At 65.9% G+C, this 16,195-nt stretch carries 17 protein-coding genes; 12 read left to right on the forward strand and 5 right to left on the reverse strand.

Features of this window, described 5'->3' with window-relative positions:
• From A5646_RS11630 to lpqB, 10 genes are all read left to right on the forward strand, one after another.
• A partial coding sequence (locus tag A5646_RS11630) for an amino acid permease (RefSeq protein ID WP_156749046.1) occupies positions 1-650 on the forward strand: 650 nt, incomplete at its 5' end.
• A 102-nt stretch (positions 651-752) separates the two neighbouring features.
• Positions 753-1,985 carry an alkane 1-monooxygenase gene (locus tag A5646_RS11635; RefSeq protein WP_066881882.1) on the forward strand — a complete coding sequence of 411 codons (1,233 nt, stop codon included), beginning with the start codon at positions 753-755 and terminating at the stop codon, positions 1,983-1,985.
• Entirely contained in the window at positions 1,982-2,155 is a 174-nt protein-coding gene (locus A5646_RS28035; RefSeq protein WP_082984708.1) for a rubredoxin, read from the forward strand. Before A5646_RS11635 ends, A5646_RS28035 begins: the two co-directional genes overlap by 4 nt.
• The gene (locus tag A5646_RS11640; protein ID WP_066881884.1) at positions 2,152-2,337 is read left to right on the forward strand and encodes a rubredoxin; all 186 of its coding nucleotides are present in this window, start codon (positions 2,152-2,154) and stop codon (positions 2,335-2,337) included. The genes A5646_RS28035 and A5646_RS11640 overlap by 4 nt, the downstream gene beginning before the upstream one ends.
• A 50-nt stretch (positions 2,338-2,387) precedes the next feature.
• A complete protein-coding gene (locus A5646_RS11645; RefSeq protein WP_066881903.1) occupies positions 2,388-2,984 on the forward strand; it encodes a TetR family transcriptional regulator in 597 nt (198 codons plus the stop codon).
• A gap of 125 nt (positions 2,985-3,109) precedes the next feature.
• The gene (ahcY, locus tag A5646_RS11650; protein ID WP_066881886.1) at positions 3,110-4,597 is read left to right on the forward strand and encodes an adenosylhomocysteinase; all 1,488 of its coding nucleotides are present in this window, start codon (positions 3,110-3,112) and stop codon (positions 4,595-4,597) included.
• A gap of 91 nt (positions 4,598-4,688) precedes the next feature.
• A complete protein-coding gene (locus A5646_RS11655) occupies positions 4,689-5,321 on the forward strand; it encodes a dTMP kinase (protein WP_066881888.1) in 633 nt (210 codons plus the stop codon).
• Between the two features lie 80 nt (positions 5,322-5,401).
• Complete coding sequence (gene mtrA / locus A5646_RS11660; RefSeq protein WP_007168097.1) at positions 5,402-6,088, forward strand: two-component system response regulator MtrA; 687 nt, start codon at positions 5,402-5,404, stop codon at positions 6,086-6,088.
• A 13-nt stretch (positions 6,089-6,101) separates the two neighbouring features.
• A complete protein-coding gene (mtrB, locus tag A5646_RS11665; protein ID WP_082976000.1) occupies positions 6,102-7,778 on the forward strand; it encodes an MtrAB system histidine kinase MtrB in 1,677 nt (558 codons plus the stop codon).
• Positions 7,778-9,532, forward strand: a complete 1,755-nt coding sequence (gene lpqB, locus A5646_RS11670; protein WP_156748944.1) for an MtrAB system accessory lipoprotein LpqB — start codon at positions 7,778-7,780, stop codon at positions 9,530-9,532. Before mtrB ends, lpqB begins: the two co-directional genes overlap by 1 nt.
• Here the strand turns inward: lpqB and A5646_RS11675 are convergent.
• From A5646_RS11675 to A5646_RS11690, 5 genes are all read right to left on the reverse strand, one after another.
• Positions 9,466-10,578 carry a class I SAM-dependent methyltransferase gene (locus A5646_RS11675; protein ID WP_082984709.1) on the reverse strand — a complete coding sequence of 371 codons (1,113 nt, stop codon included), beginning with the start codon at positions 10,576-10,578 and terminating at the stop codon, positions 9,466-9,468. The two genes, lpqB and A5646_RS11675, sit on opposite strands and share 67 nt — an antisense overlap.
• Before the next feature lie 2 nt (positions 10,579-10,580).
• On the reverse strand, positions 10,581-11,396 hold the full coding sequence (locus A5646_RS28040; protein WP_156765586.1) for a BBE domain-containing protein: 816 nt from the start codon (positions 11,394-11,396) through the stop codon (positions 10,581-10,583).
• Entirely contained in the window at positions 11,393-11,878 is a 486-nt protein-coding gene (locus A5646_RS28045; protein ID WP_197505172.1) for an FAD-binding oxidoreductase, read from the reverse strand. Before A5646_RS28045 ends, A5646_RS28040 begins: the two co-directional genes overlap by 4 nt.
• A 214-nt stretch (positions 11,879-12,092) precedes the next feature.
• The gene (locus tag A5646_RS11685; protein ID WP_067021804.1) at positions 12,093-13,193 is read right to left on the reverse strand and encodes an AraC family transcriptional regulator; all 1,101 of its coding nucleotides are present in this window, start codon (positions 13,191-13,193) and stop codon (positions 12,093-12,095) included.
• 1 nt (position 13,194) lies between these two features.
• The gene (locus A5646_RS11690) at positions 13,195-14,823 is read right to left on the reverse strand and encodes a fatty acid--CoA ligase (RefSeq protein ID WP_067021806.1); all 1,629 of its coding nucleotides are present in this window, start codon (positions 14,821-14,823) and stop codon (positions 13,195-13,197) included.
• A 279-nt stretch (positions 14,824-15,102) separates the two neighbouring features.
• Between A5646_RS11690 and A5646_RS11695 the strand changes: the two genes are divergently transcribed.
• Positions 15,103-15,699 (forward strand): TetR/AcrR family transcriptional regulator, encoded by a 597-nt coding sequence (locus tag A5646_RS11695; RefSeq protein WP_067021807.1) that lies wholly within the window; start codon positions 15,103-15,105, stop codon positions 15,697-15,699.
• Positions 15,700-16,127: 428 nt separating this feature from the next.
• Positions 16,128-16,195, forward strand: a 68-nt coding sequence (locus A5646_RS30400; protein WP_369806933.1) for a hypothetical protein, incomplete at its 3' end; no start/stop codon positions are given.

The following is a 16,195-nucleotide window of genomic DNA, read 5'->3' on the forward strand; positions in this document are numbered from 1 at the left end:
CGGTGGTGCTGTCGGGCATGGTGTCCTACACCGAACTCAAGACGGTCCGCGGCCGCGGGCAGGCGAACCTGGCCACCGCCTTCACCGCGAACGGCATCCACTGGGCGAGCAAGATCATCTCCATCGGTGCGTTGGCGGGCCTGACCACCGTGGTGATGGTGCTGATGCTCGGCCAGTGCCGGGTCCTGTTCGCGATGGCGCGCGACGGCCTGTTGCCCCGGTCGCTGGCCAAGACGGGTGCGCGGGGCACGCCGGTGCGGATCACCGTGCTGGTCGCGCTGGTGGTGGCCGTGACCGCGTCGGTGTTTCCGATCACCAAGCTCGAGGAGATGGTGAACGTCGGAACCCTGTTCGCCTTCGTGCTGGTCTCGGCCGGCGTGATCGTGCTGCGCCGCACCCGGCCGGACCTGGAACGCGGTTTCAAGGCGCCGTGGGTGCCGTTGCTCCCGATCGCGTCGATCGCCGCCTGCCTGTGGCTGATGCTCAACCTCACCGCGCTCACCTGGGTCCGGTTCGGGGTGTGGCTGGTGGTGGGCACGGCGATCTACGCCGGCTATGGCTACTGGCACTCGGTGCAGGGCCGGCGGGAGGAAGGGGAGGCCGAGCCCAGCGACTCGCTCGAGGTCGATCCGCACAGCCCGGTGCCCTAGCCGCAGCTGCTTTACAAAACCGCGGTGTTTGTCTAGACAGAAGACGCAAACAGCGGTATTGTCCAACCTCAACGTGGCGTGACTCACAAGGAGGTTTGGCAGATGACCACATTCGAAGCGCAGCTGGGACAGGAAACCGACCCGCTCGCCTGGCGGGACAAGAAGCGTCGCCTGTGGCTGATGGGGCTGATCGCGCCGACGGCGCTGTTCGTGATGTTGCCGCTCATCTGGGGCCTCAACACGTTGGGCTGGCACGCCGCCGCGCAGGTGCCGCTGTGGATCGGGCCGATCCTGCTCTGGGTCGTGTTGCCGATCCTCGACCTGCGTTTCGGTCCCGACGGGCAGAACCCGCCCGACGAGGTCATGGAGCGGCTGGAGAACGACAAGTACTACCGCTACTGCACCTACTCCTACATCCCGTTCCAGTACCTCAGCGTGGTGATGGGCGCCTACCTGTTCACCGCCTCGGACCTGGGCTGGCTCGGCTTTGACGGCGCGCTCAGCTGGGCGGGCAAGCTGGGCCTGGCCCTGTCCGTCGGCGTGCTCGGCGGCGTCGGCATCAACACCGCGCACGAGATGGGCCACAAGAAGGACTCGCTGGAGCGCTGGCTGTCCAAGATCACCCTGGCGCAGACCTGCTACGGCCACTTCTACATCGAGCACAACCGCGGCCACCACGTGCGCGTCGCCACCCCGGAGGACCCCGCGTCGGCCCGCTTCGGTGAGACCTTCTGGGAGTTCTTGCCACGCAGCGTCATCGGCAGCCTGCGCTCGTCGCTGAAGTTGGAGGCGCAACGGATTCGCCGGCAGGGCGCCAGCCCCTGGAACCCGAAGACGTACGCGTCCAACGACGTCCTCAATGCGTGGCTGATGTCGGTGGTGCTGTGGGGCGCGCTGATCGCGGTCTTCGGCCCGGGCCTGATCCCCTTCGTCGTGATCCAGGCCGTCTTCGGGTTCAGCCTGCTCGAGTCGGTCAACTACCTGGAGCACTACGGGCTGCTGCGGCAGAAGAATTCGAGCGGCCGCTACGAGCGGTGCACCCCGGCGCACAGCTGGAACTCCGACCACGTGGTGACCAACCTGTTCCTGTATCACCTACAGCGGCACAGCGACCACCACGCCAACCCGACCCGGCGCTACCAGACGCTGCGCAGCATGGCGGGTGCGCCCAACCTGCCGAGCGGGTACGCGTCGATGATCTCGCTCACCTACTTCCCGCCGCTGTGGCGCAAGGTGATGGATCACCGGGTGCTGGCGCACTACGACGGCGACATCACCCGCGTCAACATCGCGCCGCGGCTGCGCGAGAAGCTGCTGGCGAAGTACGCCGCGTGACCGCCTACCGCTGCCCGGGGTGTGACTACGTCTACGACGAAGCGCAAGGCGAACCGCGGGAAGGCTTTCGGCCGGGCACGCCCTTCGCCGACATCCCCGAGGACTGGTGCTGCCCCGATTGTGCGGTGCGCGAGAAAGTCGATTTCGAACTATCAGGAGTGAACCGATGAACGAGGGCTACAAGCTGTTCGTCTGCGTGCAGTGCGGATTCGAGTACGACGAGGCTAAGGGCTGGCCGGAGGACGGCATCGCCCCGGGGACCCGCTGGGACGACATCCCCGAGGACTGGAGCTGCCCGGATTGCGGTGCGGCGAAGACCGACTTCGAGATGGTGGAGATCGCCCGTTCGTGATCGCCGCCAACGCGGCGGCCAAAGCCGCTATTGTCGCGCCTGTGAAGCGGATGCCGTACGCCGAGGCCTCGCGCGCCCTGCTGCGCGACTCGGTGCTCGACGCGATGCGGGATCTGCTGCTGACCCGCGACTGGTCGGCCATCACGCTGTCGGACGTCGCCCGCGCCGCGGGCGTCAGCCGGCAGACGATCTACAACGAGTTCGGCTCGCGCCAAGGCCTGGCGCAGGGGTACGGCCTGCGCCTGGCCGACCGGCTGGTCGACGCCGTCAACGCCGCGCTGGAAGCCAACGTCGGCAACATCTATGAGGCGTTTCTGCGGGGCTTTCGCGACCTGTTCACCGAGCTGTCGGCCGACCCGCTGGTGATCTCGCTGCTCACCGGCGTGGCCAAACCCGACCTGCTGCAGATCATCACCACCGACAGCGCGCCCATCATCAACCGTGCCTCCGAGCGGCTGACCAACGCGCTGACCCACAGCTGGGTGGCCACCAGCGACGAGGACGCCGGCGTGCTGGCGCGGGCCATCGTGCGGCTGGCGCTGAGCTATGTGTCGATGCCGCCCGAGGCGGACCACGACGTGGCGGCCGATCTGGCCCGGTTGATGACGCCGTTCGCCGAGCGGCACGGCGTCGTCAACGTCCCCTGAGCCCTTCCCTGCGCCGAGGTCCGCGCCGACCCGCGACTACAGTGGCGCAAGAACATACCTAAGCTAATTACCGCTTTCATCCGAGCGAGCCACAGGCGAGCGAGCCGAAAAAGGAAGAACACGCTATGACGACGACCGAAAACGCACTCACCCCCGACGTTCGAAACGGCATCGATTTCAAGGTCGCCGATCTGTCGTTGGCGGATTACGGTCGCCGGGACATCGAGCTCTCGGAGCAGGAGATGCCGGGTCTGATGTCGCTGCGCCGCGAGTACCACGGCGTGCAGCCGCTCAAGGGCGCGCGCATCTCCGGTTCGCTGCACATGACCGTGCAGACCGCGGTGCTGATCGAGACCCTCGTCGCGCTGGGCGCCGAGGTGCGCTGGGCGTCCTGCAACATCTTCTCCACCCAGGACCACGCCGCCGCCGCGGTGGTCGTCGGCCCGCACGGCACGCCCGAGGAGCCCAAGGGCGTCCCGGTGTACGCGTGGAAGGGCGAGACGCTCGAGGAGTACTGGTGGGCGGCCGAGCAGGTGCTGACGTGGCCCGATAAAGACGGCGCCGCCGCGCCCGCGAACATGATCCTGGACGACGGCGGCGACGCCACCATGCTGGTGCTGCGCGGCGCGCAGTACGAGAAGGCCGGCGTGGTGCCGCCGGACGACGAGGACGACTCGACCGAGCACCGGGTGTTCCTGAACCTGCTGCGCAAGCGCTTCGAAACCGATAAGGACAAGTGGACCAAGATCGCCGCGTCGATCAAGGGTGTCTCGGAGGAGACCACCACCGGCGTGCTGCGGCTCTACCAGTTCGCCGCCGCCGGCGACCTGGCGTTCCCGGCGATCAACGTCAACGACTCGGTCACCAAGAGCAAGTTCGACAACAAGTACGGCTGCCGGCACTCGCTGATCGACGGCATCAACCGCGGCACCGACGTGCTGATCGGTGGCAAGAAGGTGCTGATCTGCGGCTACGGCGACGTCGGTAAGGGTTCGGCCGAGTCGGTCGCCGGCCAGGGCGCGCGGGTGACCGTGACCGAGATCGACCCGATCAACGCCCTGCAGGCGCTGATGGAGGGCTTCGACGTCAAGCGCGTCGAGGATGTGATCGGCGAGGCCGACATCGTCATCACCACCACCGGCAACAAGGACATCATCACCCTCGAGCACATGAAGGCGATGAAGGACAAGGCGATCCTGGGCAACATCGGCCACTTCGACAACGAGATCCAGGTGGCGCGGCTGGAGAAGTCGGGCGCCACCAAGACCAACATCCGCCCGCAGGTCGACCTGTGGACGTTCCCGGACACCGGCAAGTCGATCATCCTGCTGTCCGAGGGCCGGTTGCTGAACCTGGGTAACGCCACCGGGCACCCGTCGTTCGTGATGAGCAACAGCTTCTCCAACCAGGTCATCGCCCAGATCGAGCTGTGGACCAAGAACGACGAGTACGACAACGAGGTCTACCGGCTGCCCAAGCACCTCGACGAGAAGGTGGCCCGCATCCACGTCGAGGCGCTCGGCGGCAAGCTGACCAAGCTCACCAAGGAGCAGGCCGAGTACATCGGCGTCGACGTCGACGGTCCCTACAAGGCCGACCACTACCGCTACTGAGCCGGCGCTTCGGCCGAACGCCCGGCCAGCCGGGCGTTCGGCACCGCGTGCCCAGCCGGCCGGGCGCTCGACAACGGGCTAGGCTCGCGCCGTGCTGATCGCGATCGAGGGCATCGACGGCGCCGGCAAGCGGACGCTGACCGACAAGCTGCGCAAGCTGTTCGAGGCGGACGGCAAGTCGGTGGCCTTGCTGGCCTTCCCGCGGTACGGGCAGTCGGTGACCGCCGACATCGCGGCCGAGGCCCTGCACGGCGAGCACGGCGATCTCGCGTCGTCGGTGTACGCGATGGCGATGCTGTTCGCGCTGGATCGCGCGGGGGCCGTCGGCGACATCGAGGCGCTGCGCCGCGAGCACGACGTGGTGATCATGGACCGCTACGTCGCCTCCAACGCGGCCTACACCGCCGCCCGTCTGCATCAGGACGCGGCCGGGCCGGCCGTGGCATGGATACACGCGCTGGAATACGGGCGCCTCGGCCTGCCCGTGCCCGACTGGCAGGTGCTGCTCGCGGTGCCGGCCGAGTTGGCCGGGCGGCGGGCCCGCCGCCGGGCCGAGTCCGATCCTGGCCGCGCGCGGGACAGCTACGAACGCGACGACGGGCTGCAGCAGCGCACCGGCGCGGTGTACGCCGACCTGGCCGCCGCGGGCTGGGGTGGTCGGTGGCTGAGCGTCGACGCGGACGTCGATCCCGGCCGGCTGGCCGCCGATTTGGCCGCCGACTAGCACAGATTTGTCACGATTCGGCCCTTTCGAAGAAGAAACGCCCGTGTGATGTCCGAGTTTTGTCCCGATCTGGTGACACCATGGACTCCATGAGGCAAAGGATTCTCGTCGTCGATGACGACGCTTCGCTCGCCGAGATGTTGACCATCGTGTTGCGGGGTGAGGGTTTCGACACTGCGGTCATCGGTGACGGCACCCAGGCCCTGACGGCGGTGCGCGAACTGCGCCCCGATCTGGTGCTGTTGGACCTGATGCTGCCCGGGATGAACGGCATCGACGTGTGCCGGGTGTTGCGCGCCGACTCCGGCGTGCCGATCGTCATGCTGACCGCCAAGACCGACACCGTCGACGTGGTCCTGGGCCTCGAGTCGGGCGCCGACGACTACATCATGAAGCCGTTCAAGCCCAAGGAGCTGGTGGCGCGGGTGCGGGCGCGGCTGCGGCGCAACGACGACGAGCCCGCCGAGATGCTGTCCATCGCCGACGTGGAGATCGACGTGCCGGCGCACAAGGTCACCCGCAACGGCGAGCAGATCTCGCTGACACCGCTGGAATTCGACTTGCTGGTGGCGTTGGCGCGCAAACCGCGGCAGGTGTTTACTCGTGATGTGCTGCTCGAACAGGTGTGGGGCTATCGTCACCCGGCGGATACCCGTCTGGTGAACGTGCACGTCCAGCGTCTGCGCGCCAAGGTTGAGAAGGATCCCGAAAACCCGACCGTAGTGTTGACCGTTCGAGGAGTTGGGTACAAGGCCGGACCTCCGTGACCGGTAGGGACACGTGATCTGGGGCTCTCGGCGACGCACTCGGAGCCGTTGGGGACGCTCCGGTCCCATGACTCGTGGCATGGGCGCGGTGAGTCGCGCCGTGGCCATCGCCTGGCGGCGCTCGCTGCAACTGCGGGTTGTGGCGCTGACCCTGGGGTTGTCGCTCGCGGTCATCCTGGCGCTCGGTTTCGTGTTGACTTCTCAGGTCACCAACCGGGTGCTCGACGTCAAAGTCAAGGCCGCCATCGAGCAGATCGAGCGGGCGCGCACCACCGTCGGCGGGATCGTCAACGGCGAAGAGGCGCGATCCCTGGACAGCAGCCTGCAGCTGGCGCGCAACACGCTGACCTCCAAGACCGACCCGGCCTCGGGCGCGGGGATGGCGGGGGCCTTTGACGCGGTGTTGATGGTGCCGGGCGACGGCCCGCGCGCGGCGACCACCGCCGGGCCCGTCGACCAGGTGCCCGCTTCGCTGCGCGGCTTCGTCAAGGCCGGGCAGGCGTCCTACCAGTACGCCACCGTGCACACCGACGGGTTCTCCGGACCGGCGCTGGTCATCGGCACGCCGGCGTCGTCTCAGGTGGCCAACCTGGAGCTCTACCTGATCTTTCCGCTCAAGAACGAGCAGGCCACCATCCAGCTGGTGCGCGGCACCATGATCACCGGCGGCGCGGTGCTGCTGGTGCTGCTGGCCGGGATCGCGCTGCTGGTGTCGCGGCAGGTGGTGGTGCCGGTGCGGTCGGCGTCGCGCATCGCCGAACGCTTCGCCGAAGGGCATCTGTCCGAACGCATGCCGGTGCGCGGCGAGGACGACATGGCCCGGCTGGCGATGTCCTTCAACGACATGGCCGAGAGCCTGTCGCGCCAGATCACCCAGCTGGAGGAGTTCGGTAATCTGCAGCGCCGCTTCACTTCCGACGTGAGCCACGAGCTGCGTACCCCGCTGACCACCGTGCGGATGGCCGCCGACCTGATCTATGACCACAGCGCCGACCTGGACCCCACGCTGGCGCGCTCCACCGAGCTGATGGTCAACGAGCTGGACCGGTTCGAGTCGCTGCTCAACGACTTGCTGGAAATCTCGCGGCACGACGCCGGCGTCGCGGAGCTGTCCGTCGAGGCGGTCGATCTGCGCACCACGGTGCGCAGCGCGCTGAGCAACGTCGGGCATCTGGCCGAGGACGCCGGCATCGAGCTGAAGGTCGACCTGCCGACCGAGGAGGTGATCGCCGAGGTCGACACCCGACGGGTGGAGCGCATCCTGCGCAACCTGATCGCCAACGCCATCGACCACGCCGAGCACAAGCCGGTCAAGATCCGGATGGCCGCCGACGAGGACACGGTGGCCGTCACCGTGCGCGACTACGGCGTCGGGCTGCGGCCCGGCGAGGAGAAGCTGGTGTTCAGCCGGTTCTGGCGGGCCGACCCTTCGCGGGTCCGGCGGTCCGGGGGCACCGGGCTGGGCCTGGCCATCAGCATCGAGGACGCGCGACTGCACCAGGGCCGGCTGGAGGCGTGGGGCGAACCCGGCGACGGCTCGTGTTTCCGGCTGACGTTGCCGCTGGTGCGTGGCCACAAGGTCACCACCAGCCCGCTGCCCATGAAGCCGATTCCGCAACCCGCTCCCAGCGGCCCGCAGCACGCGAAAGACCGTCCGCGCCAGCGTGAGCACGCCGAGAGGACCCTGTGATGCGGCGGCTGTTGGGCCTGCTGATGCTGGCCGCGCTGCTCGCCGGCTGCGCGGGGGTGCCCAGCTCGTCGGCGCCGCAAGCCATCGGCACCGTCGAGCGGCCGGCGCCGTCGAACCTGCCCAAGCCGACGCCGGGCATGGACCCGGACGTGCTGCTGCGCGAATTCTTCAAGGCCACAGCCGATCCCGCCAACCGCCACCTGGCCGCGCGGCAGTTCCTCACCCAGTCGGCGTCCAACGCCTGGGACGACGCCGGTAGCGCGCTGCTGATCGACCACGTGGTGTTCGTCGAAACCCGTGCGGCCGAGCGGGTTTCGGCCACCATGCGGGCCGACATCCTGGGTTCGCTGTCCGACGTGGGGGTGTTCGAAACCGCCGAGGGGGTGCTGCCCGACCCCGGGCCGATCGAATTGGTCAAGACCTCCGGCGGTTGGCGCATCGACCGGTTGCCCAATGGGGTGTTCCTGGACTGGCAGCAGTTCCAGTCCACCTACAAGCGCAACACCCTGTACTTCGCCGACCCGACCGGCAAGACGGTCGTCCCCGACCCGCGTTACGTCGCGGTGCCCGACCACGACCAGTTGGCCACCGAGCTGATCTCGAAGGTGATCGCCGGGCCGCGGCCGGAGATGGCGCACACCGTGCGCAACCTGCTCGCCCCGCCGCTGCGGTTGCGCGGGCCGGTGACCCGCGCCGACGGCGGCAAGAACGGCATCGGTCGCGGCTACGGCGGTGCGCGGGTCGAGCTCGAGAAGCTGTCCACCACCGATCCGCACAGCCGGCAATTGCTTGCGGCGCAGATCATTTGGACGCTGGCCAGGGCCGACATCCGCGGCCCCTATGTGATCAACGCTGACGGCGCGCCGCTGGACGACCGGTTCCGCGACGGGTGGACCACCTCGGATGTCGCGGCCACCGATCCCGGCGCCGCCGACGGCGCGGGCGCGGGGCTGCACGCCCTGGTCAACGGCTCACTGGTGTCGCTGGACGGCCAGCACACCGTCACGGTGCCCGGCGCGTTCGGCCGCGTGGGCGACCAGACCGGCGCCGCGCTGTCGCGCTCCGGCCGGCAGGTGGCCTCGGTGGTGACGCTGCACCGCGGCGCCCCGGACATGGCCGCGTCCCTGTGGATCGGTGATCTGGGTCAGGAGGCCGTGCAGGCCGCCGACGGGCACAGCCTGTCGCGGCCGACGTGGTCGCTGGACGACGTGGTGTGGGTGGTCGTCGACGGCAACAACGTGTTGCGGGCGATTCAGGAGCCGGCCTCCGGGCAGCCCGCCCGGCTGCCGGTGGATTCGGTGGCGGTGGCCACCCGGTTCCCGGGGCCCATCACCGACCTGCAGCTGTCCCGCGATAGCACCCGCGCGGCCATGGTGATCGGCGGCCAGGTGATTCTGGCCAGCGTCGAGCAGACCCAGGCCGGGCAGTACGCCCTGACCTTCCCGCGCCGGCTCGGATTCGGGTTGGGCAATTCGGTGGTGTCGCTGTCGTGGCGCACCGGCGACGACATCGTGGTGACCCGCACCGACGCCAGCCATCCGGTGTCCTACGTGAACATCGACGGGGTGAACTCCGACGCGCCGCCACACGGTCTGCAGATGCCGGTGACCACGGTGGTCGCCAACCCGTCGACGGCCTACGTCGCGGGACCGCAAGGGGTGCTGCAGTATTCGCCGTCGGCCGACGGTCAGCAGGGCTGGTCGGAGGTGCCCGGACTCACGGTGCCCGGGGCGGCACCGGTGCTGCCGGGCTGACTCGCGGGCTTCGTGGCGAGCTGCAAGCCGGTGCGACCATCGCTCAACATGATCGGCTCCGCTGCGGGTTGCAGACCTGCGTCGCGCTGCCAGCCGCCAATGTCACGCGCGGTCCAGATGCCCGCCCGGCTGGTCACGCCGAAGTACAGCTCGTTGAGCGCGGCCAATTGATCCACGCCGTCGCCTGTTTCGGGCCGAATGGGCTCCAACACCGCCAGTACGCCGCACGGGCGCAGGGCCCGCCCGAGCCGGGCGAACAATTCGTCATTCTGCGACGCATTGAAGTGATGCACGAGATGTGACAGCAGCACCACGTCGTAGGTATCGACGCCGAAGTCGTATGTCAGCGCGTCGGATTCGAGGTGGACCACACGGCGTCCCATGTCCTCGGCCGCCAATAACGGGGCGGTGGCTCTGACGGCCTCGGGCAAGTCCAGCACCACCGCTCGCAATCCGTGGTGACGGCGGCACAGCGCAACCGAGTAGCGCCCATGAGAACCACCCACGTCCACCATGTCGGTTGCCCCGCAGGGCACTTGGAGAACCTGCGCGACTTCGTTCGCCAATTGGCCGGCCAGCGCACGCATGCACCGCTGGTAGCGGTCCCACTGCTCGTCGGTCATGCCGTAATGTATGTCAAGGGGCATGCCGGTTCGAACGTAGTTTTCCATGTGGCTCATGAAATCCCATTCGTTGCCGGCGAAGAGCACCGCGTCGACGAGCGAGCGGGGACTTCCCCTCAGCAACCAGGTACGCGCGTTTGTCGTCAACGCATATCGGTCGCCGCGGTAGCACAGGTATCCGGATCCGACAAGAGCGCTCAGCAGTTTCGGTGTGGACACCGGATCGGTTCCACAGCGGCTAGCTATTTCTGTCGCTGTGGCAGCGTCCGAGGCCAGCGACTCGAACACACCGAGCTTCGTTGCTGTCAGCACCGCTTGTGCGAATCCGAATGCGCAGTGGGTTTCCAAGAACGGCAACGGGACTCGTCCTGATGCCAGCGCCTTCCATTCCGCCGGGCTGTCGGGGATCAGACCTAGGTGCATGGTCAGAGCTCCGGTCGGGTGATTCTCGCCGGCAGGATATTCGCGTTGTTGCAGAACACGTTGTCAGGGTCGTACCTCGCCTTGATCGTGGCCAGCCGCTCGTACTTGCCGTGTCGATAGGCGTGTCGCACTCGCTCGCCGTCATCGATGGCCATGAAATTCGAGTACAAGCCGCCGGTCTGCCACCGTGCCGTTCCGGCGAATGTCTCTCGCACCCAGTCGATGTGGGGTGTCGCTTCGTCGCCCGGTTGCCATCGGCCTAACACATTGATGATGTGATCGGCATGCCGGTCGGCAAACGCGGCGTCGTCTTCGCCGAGCCGGTCCTGAGCGCCGTGTTGATAGCCGAACTCGATCGCTGAGAGCTCGTTGGGCAAGCGGTTAGCGGCCTCGATGAGCGCTTCGATGCAGCCCTCGGTCAGCTCGCCGGTGTAACCGCCTTTGGTGTAATTGCATGCGCCGGGCCCAATGGCGGTGTCGTTCAACGACTGCAGCGCAACATACGGCAGGATCTCAATGCTGTCAGAGACTCTCGGCGCGCCCGACCACAACTGCTCGTACACACCTGCGGCATCTGCCGGATCTCCCGTCCATACACTCACGAACATGCAGATTGGCGCATTCACCAAGTCGTCCGGCACGCCGGGCTCCGCCGACGCGCGGCGCAGGTAGATCATGACTTTGAGGTCGTCGGCGGCGTGCAGCATCATCTTTCCGTGGTGAAGGATCGCCGCCGCGGCGTCCTCGATGTGGTACAGCGCGATGCCGACCGGAAGCGACGTACCGACAATCTGCGTGGAGAACTCGAATTTCGTCACCACGCCAAAGTTGGTCCCGGCACCCGCAGCCCCCAATACAAGTCGGGATTCTCGTCGGCGCTGACGGTCAGTGCGCTGCCGTCCGCCAGCACCACCCTGGCCGAGATCAGGTGGTCGCAGGTAAGGCCGTGTTTGCGACTGAGCCAGCCCATGCCGCCCCCCAGCGCCAGGCCTGCGACTCCGGTCTGTGACATGACGCCGGCCGGAGTCGCGAGGCCGAAAGTTTGTGTAGCACGGTCCATGTCGCCTAGCAGACAACCGCCGCCGACTCGCACCCGGCCGGCATCGGGATCGACACTGACCTGGCGCATCCGGCCGAGGCAGATGACGACACCGTTATCGATCATGGAGTATCCGGCGACACTATGTCCGCCGCCTCTCACGGTGAGCGGAATGGCTTGTTCACGGGCGAATGCGATCGCTGTGGCGACATCGGCTTCTGTGGCGCAACGCACCACTACCGCAGGGTAGCGGTCGATCATGTAGTTCCAGATTCGGCGTTCGCGGTGGTAGTCGCGATGTCGTGGATGTACTGCATCGCCGGCCAGTCGCCGATTAAGCACGGCGACGCGTCTGTCCGAAATAGGTTGTGCTGGGAGAGAGTACGCACGACTCATGGGTTCACTGCTGTTATCGATATTGACTCGATAGGCACGATCCTGACGGTATGGGGATATCCGCGAACCGCCTAGCCGATCAGCGCAGTGCTTCGGACTGTGCGCGCAGAGTGCGTTGGCCGCGTCGCCCCGGGCCCAACGCGGTACGCAATGTCACCGAAGGCGCCTCGCCGTAGCGCTTGGCATGCGCGCTGGCGAAGCGGCCAAGGTTGGCGAAGCCCCACTGGTAGGCGACTGCTGCCACTGTGACCGTCGACGGATCGGACTCCACCAGTGTCTGGTGCGCTCGCCGCAGCCGGACCTCACGCAGGTATGCCATCGGCGAGGTATCCAGATGGCGCTGGAAACCTTGCTGCAGCGAACGAACGCTGGCATGACTGCGGGCGGCGATCGAAGACAGCGTCAAGGGCAGATGCGCTTCCGATTCGATAATGTCAATTGCGGTGCGAATCGTCCGTGGCGCAACGGACACTTTGTCTCGCGTGAGAGCGTCCCGGTGGGGGTGGTTGGTGGCGAGCAAGAAACCCCGAACCAGACTGTCGACGAACGGCAATCCGACGAGTGGTCGATTGAGCAGGCTGTCGGGCCGCAGAAGCTGCTTTGTGAACAGCACCAGCATGTTGGCCCAGCTCTGAGTCGCCGCGGAGGTGATCGGCATGACGGGTGCGAAGTCGATTTGAGACGTCACCTGCTGACCGATCGCATCGCTAAGAGCATCATCGACGACACAACGGTCCAATCTCAGGGCTATCATCCGGGTGCCCGCTGCCCAGTGCGACGCGGTGTGACCCTCCGGCGTTAAGACAGCGGCCGTGCCGGGCTCGGCCGTCACCGCCGCACCTCGATGTTCAGAGACCGCATGGCCCGACTGCGGCACAAGCACTCGATAGGAATTGCACAGCTGGCCGCGGGCGATCGAGATCTCCGAACCGACAATGAGTTCGGCGACGGCGACCGGACCTATGCGCCCCGCCCGCTGGGTAAGTGAGAACGAATCCGGATCAGTCAACAGCTTGAGGTTGGGTTGCCCGCAACAGATCACGGCAAAGTCGTCAAACGTCTTCGCTTTCGTCCATGCAAGCCGCAGCGAAGCATCGGTTGCCGGTCGGACCACGACCTCGTCGTCCTCCGCATCGTTGGGGTCAAAGGGGAAGCCTTCCCGTGGCTTCGCGTCAGACATGTCAGTCATGGCAGAGGATGACGTCGTACAGGCGCTGGCTGTACCGAGCGCGGACGGCTTTCTTGTCGAATTTGCCGACGCTCGTCCGTGGCACCTCGTCGACGAATGTCCACCGTTCGGGTAGTTGCCAGCGAGGGACCCGTTCGCCGAGGAAATCGCGTAGTTCCCCGGGGGTGACGTTGACATCGTTATTCGCTACGACAGCCGCGAGTGGTCGCTCCTGCCAGCGTGGGTCGGGCACGCCCACGACACACGCCTCTACTACCGCCGGGTGGGCCATCAGATGGTTTTCCAACTCGACTGATGAAATCCATTCACCGCCGGACTTGATCACGTCTTTGGCGCGATCGGTCAAAGTAATGAAGCCCCGCGAGTCGATGCTGCCCACGTCACCTGTGCGCAGCCATCCGTCATGCGAGCGTGGTGAAGTCAGGTCGCCAAAGTACGACGCAGTGACCCAGTTTCCGCGAACCTCAAGCTCGCCAACGGATTCGCCGTCGTTGGGCAGCGTTCGACCATCATCGGCCACAATGCGGGCCTCAACGCCGCACACTGGTCGGCCTGCGGTATTACGCAGCTGCCAATGCTCCGAATCGGCGATGCCGGCCGGCGGCCAAGCCACAGCGGCCAGCGGCGACGTCTCGGTCATGCCCCATGCCTGCCGGATCGGCACGCCGTAGCGGTCTTGAAACTCTCTCATCAAACTATGGGGCACAGCGGAGCCGCCACACGGGATGAGGCGTAGCGATGAAACGTCGTGCTGCGGACGGTCATCCAGGTAGCACTTGACGTCGTTGATGACGGTCGGCACGGCCGCGGCGATTGTCACCTTGTGTTTCTCGATCATGTCGACCAATCGATTCGCCTGCAGGTGTCTGTCGGTCATGACGAGGCTGGCTCCTGCCATCATGGCGGCGTAAGGCAAGCCCCAGGCGTTGGCGTGAAACATCGGCACAATCGGCATAATCCGATCACCGGCGTTGATTGCCATGGCGTTTGGATTGCACACCGCCATCGCGTGCAAAAACGTTGAGCGGTGACTGTATACGATTCCCTTGGGGTCCCCGGTTGTACCGCTGGTGTAACACATTGCGGCGGCCGAAGTTTCGCTAAGGTCAGGCCAGTCGAAGGTGGTCGGTTGTCCGGCTAAGAGGTCATCGTAGCGAACGACATTCTTGCCGGGCAGCTCTAGAGTCGCATCGCCGTCGCCGACCACCGCCACCGTATGCACGGTGTCGAGTTCGGGCAGCACCCGGCGTAGCTGAGGGATCAGCGACTGGTCGACGATCAGCACCCGGTCCTCAGCCTGCTTGGCAATGTAGGAAGTCTGCTCGCTGGCCAGCCGAATGTTGAGAGTGTGCAGCACGGCTCCCATGCAGGGCACGGCGTAGAACGCTTCGAGGTGTTCTTGGTTGTTCCACATGAACGTCGCCACTCGTTGGTCATCGCGGATGCCAAGGCTGCGCAATCCGTGCGCCAATTGTGCTGCCCGACGGCCGATATCGTCGAACGTGGCCTGGAGATATCCGTCGGCGGTGGCCGTGGTTACCGTCTCGTTCCCGCAGACGGTGGTGCCGTGGCGAAGGATGTCCGTCACCAGCAGGGGAGCTTCGCGCATCGTGCTTTTCATAATTTACTGCCCTTGTTGTTGTGGGTGAGCCCGGATCCATGCGTCGACGAACACCATCATGGGTTGTCGGCACGGTGTTGACCTCGTTGGCTGGTGGATTCGCCAAGCTCGACTCACGAGACTTTGGGCGAGCCCCACGGGCAAGCGTAAGTGGGACGCAAACGTTAGTCAATAAAAAACGTAAGTAACTAACATTTTGCGGGTAGGCTGCTACCGGGCAAGATTGCAAACAGGTGGTACGGGCAGTTCAATGTCCCTCGCTGGGCGGATGAAGGAGTCATGGGAGTCGACACGTCGCTACGCGAGCGGAAGAAGGCGCTGACCCGTCGCGCGATCCAGGAAGCAGCACACCTCCTGTTCACCGAACGGGGGTTCGACAAGGTGACGGTCGCCGAGATAGCCGATGCGGCCAACGTGTCGGTGAAGACGCTCTTCGTCTACTTCCGCTCCAAAGAAGACCTCGTCTTGTCCGACTATGACCTGCTCGACAGGCTGGTGGCAGCGTTGGGGTCCAGGTCTGCCGAGACATCGCCGGCGATGGCCGTAGCCGATACGTTGATCGAGCATCTCCGTCGGCAACCGCAAGCCGCAGCGGATCTCTTCGGCTGGCAGCAAGCGTATGGCGAGTCGGCCGGCCTGCAGGCGGCAGTACTGAGACGATGGTCGTTCTTTGAAGATCGCATCACCGAAGAGCTGGCGCGTGAAGCCGGGCGACCCGCAACGCCAACCATGCGGTTTCAGGCCATTCAGCTCGTAGGCCTGGTCCGCTGCGCCACATCTGCTGAGCTGCGAGCCGAGGGCGAACTGAGTGACTCTCGAAGCTTCACCAAGTTCGCCCGCTGGATACGCAACGCCGCCCGCAGCGTCGGTGACTGACCACGGCCGACGACCCGGCGCCGATCACCCGGCGGTGGCGTGCCCTCGCCTGATGATACTAGTTTCAAACAGCCGTGTGCAGAAAGTAATATGCTGTTAGCTTTGTTCATTGGACCGTTGATGAAGTCTGGCGCCAGGGTGCGTGCTGAGGCGTAACCACTGGGGCTGGTGGTTGCATGGTCATGCCTGCCCGCGGGTTCTCGTCGATGCAGGGCCGGGCGGGTTAAGGCATTTAGCTGGCCAAAGCCAAGATTCGCCGACCCGTGGGCGCACCGCGGAGTCGTGATGCGCGGAAACTTGCGTCAGCCCTTCCGATCGCTCCCGGCCTTCTGGGTCGATGCAAAGGTGGCGTCGTAGAGCTGGGACACCAAACAGCCAGCTCCTTACACTATGTTGCACAGCCGTCGGAAAAGCGTAATATTGGTGGCATGTCGGATACGCATGTCGTCACCAACCAGGTCCCGCCCCTGGAGAACCACAACCCCGCCAGTTCCGC

Origin of the sequence: Mycobacterium sp. 1245499.0, assembly GCF_001673615.1 — a bacterium.
Classification (GTDB): domain Bacteria; phylum Actinomycetota; class Actinomycetes; order Mycobacteriales; family Mycobacteriaceae; genus Mycobacterium; species Mycobacterium europaeum_A.

Coding starts and splice junctions, on each gene's coding strand:
- A5646_RS11645 (WP_066881903.1), top strand. CDS start 2,388: ATGCCGTACGCCGAGGCCTCGCGCGCCCTGCTGCGCGACTCGGTGCTC.
- A5646_RS28045 (WP_197505172.1), bottom strand. CDS start 11,878: ATGATCGACCGCTACCCTGCGGTAGTGGTGCGTTGCGCCACAGAAGCC.
- ahcY (WP_066881886.1), top strand. CDS start 3,110: ATGACGACGACCGAAAACGCACTCACCCCCGACGTTCGAAACGGCATC.
- lpqB (WP_156748944.1), top strand. CDS start 7,778: ATGCGGCGGCTGTTGGGCCTGCTGATGCTGGCCGCGCTGCTCGCCGGC.
- A5646_RS11690 (WP_067021806.1), bottom strand. CDS start 14,823: ATGAAAAGCACGATGCGCGAAGCTCCCCTGCTGGTGACGGACATCCTT.
- A5646_RS11640 (WP_066881884.1), top strand. CDS start 2,152: ATGAACGAGGGCTACAAGCTGTTCGTCTGCGTGCAGTGCGGATTCGAG.
- A5646_RS11695 (WP_067021807.1), top strand. CDS start 15,103: ATGGGAGTCGACACGTCGCTACGCGAGCGGAAGAAGGCGCTGACCCGT.
- A5646_RS11685 (WP_067021804.1), bottom strand. CDS start 13,193: ATGTCTGACGCGAAGCCACGGGAAGGCTTCCCCTTTGACCCCAACGAT.
- mtrA (WP_007168097.1), top strand. CDS start 5,402: ATGGACTCCATGAGGCAAAGGATTCTCGTCGTCGATGACGACGCTTCG.
- A5646_RS11675 (WP_082984709.1), bottom strand. CDS start 10,578: ATGCACCTAGGTCTGATCCCCGACAGCCCGGCGGAATGGAAGGCGCTG.
- A5646_RS11635 (WP_066881882.1), top strand. CDS start 753: ATGACCACATTCGAAGCGCAGCTGGGACAGGAAACCGACCCGCTCGCC.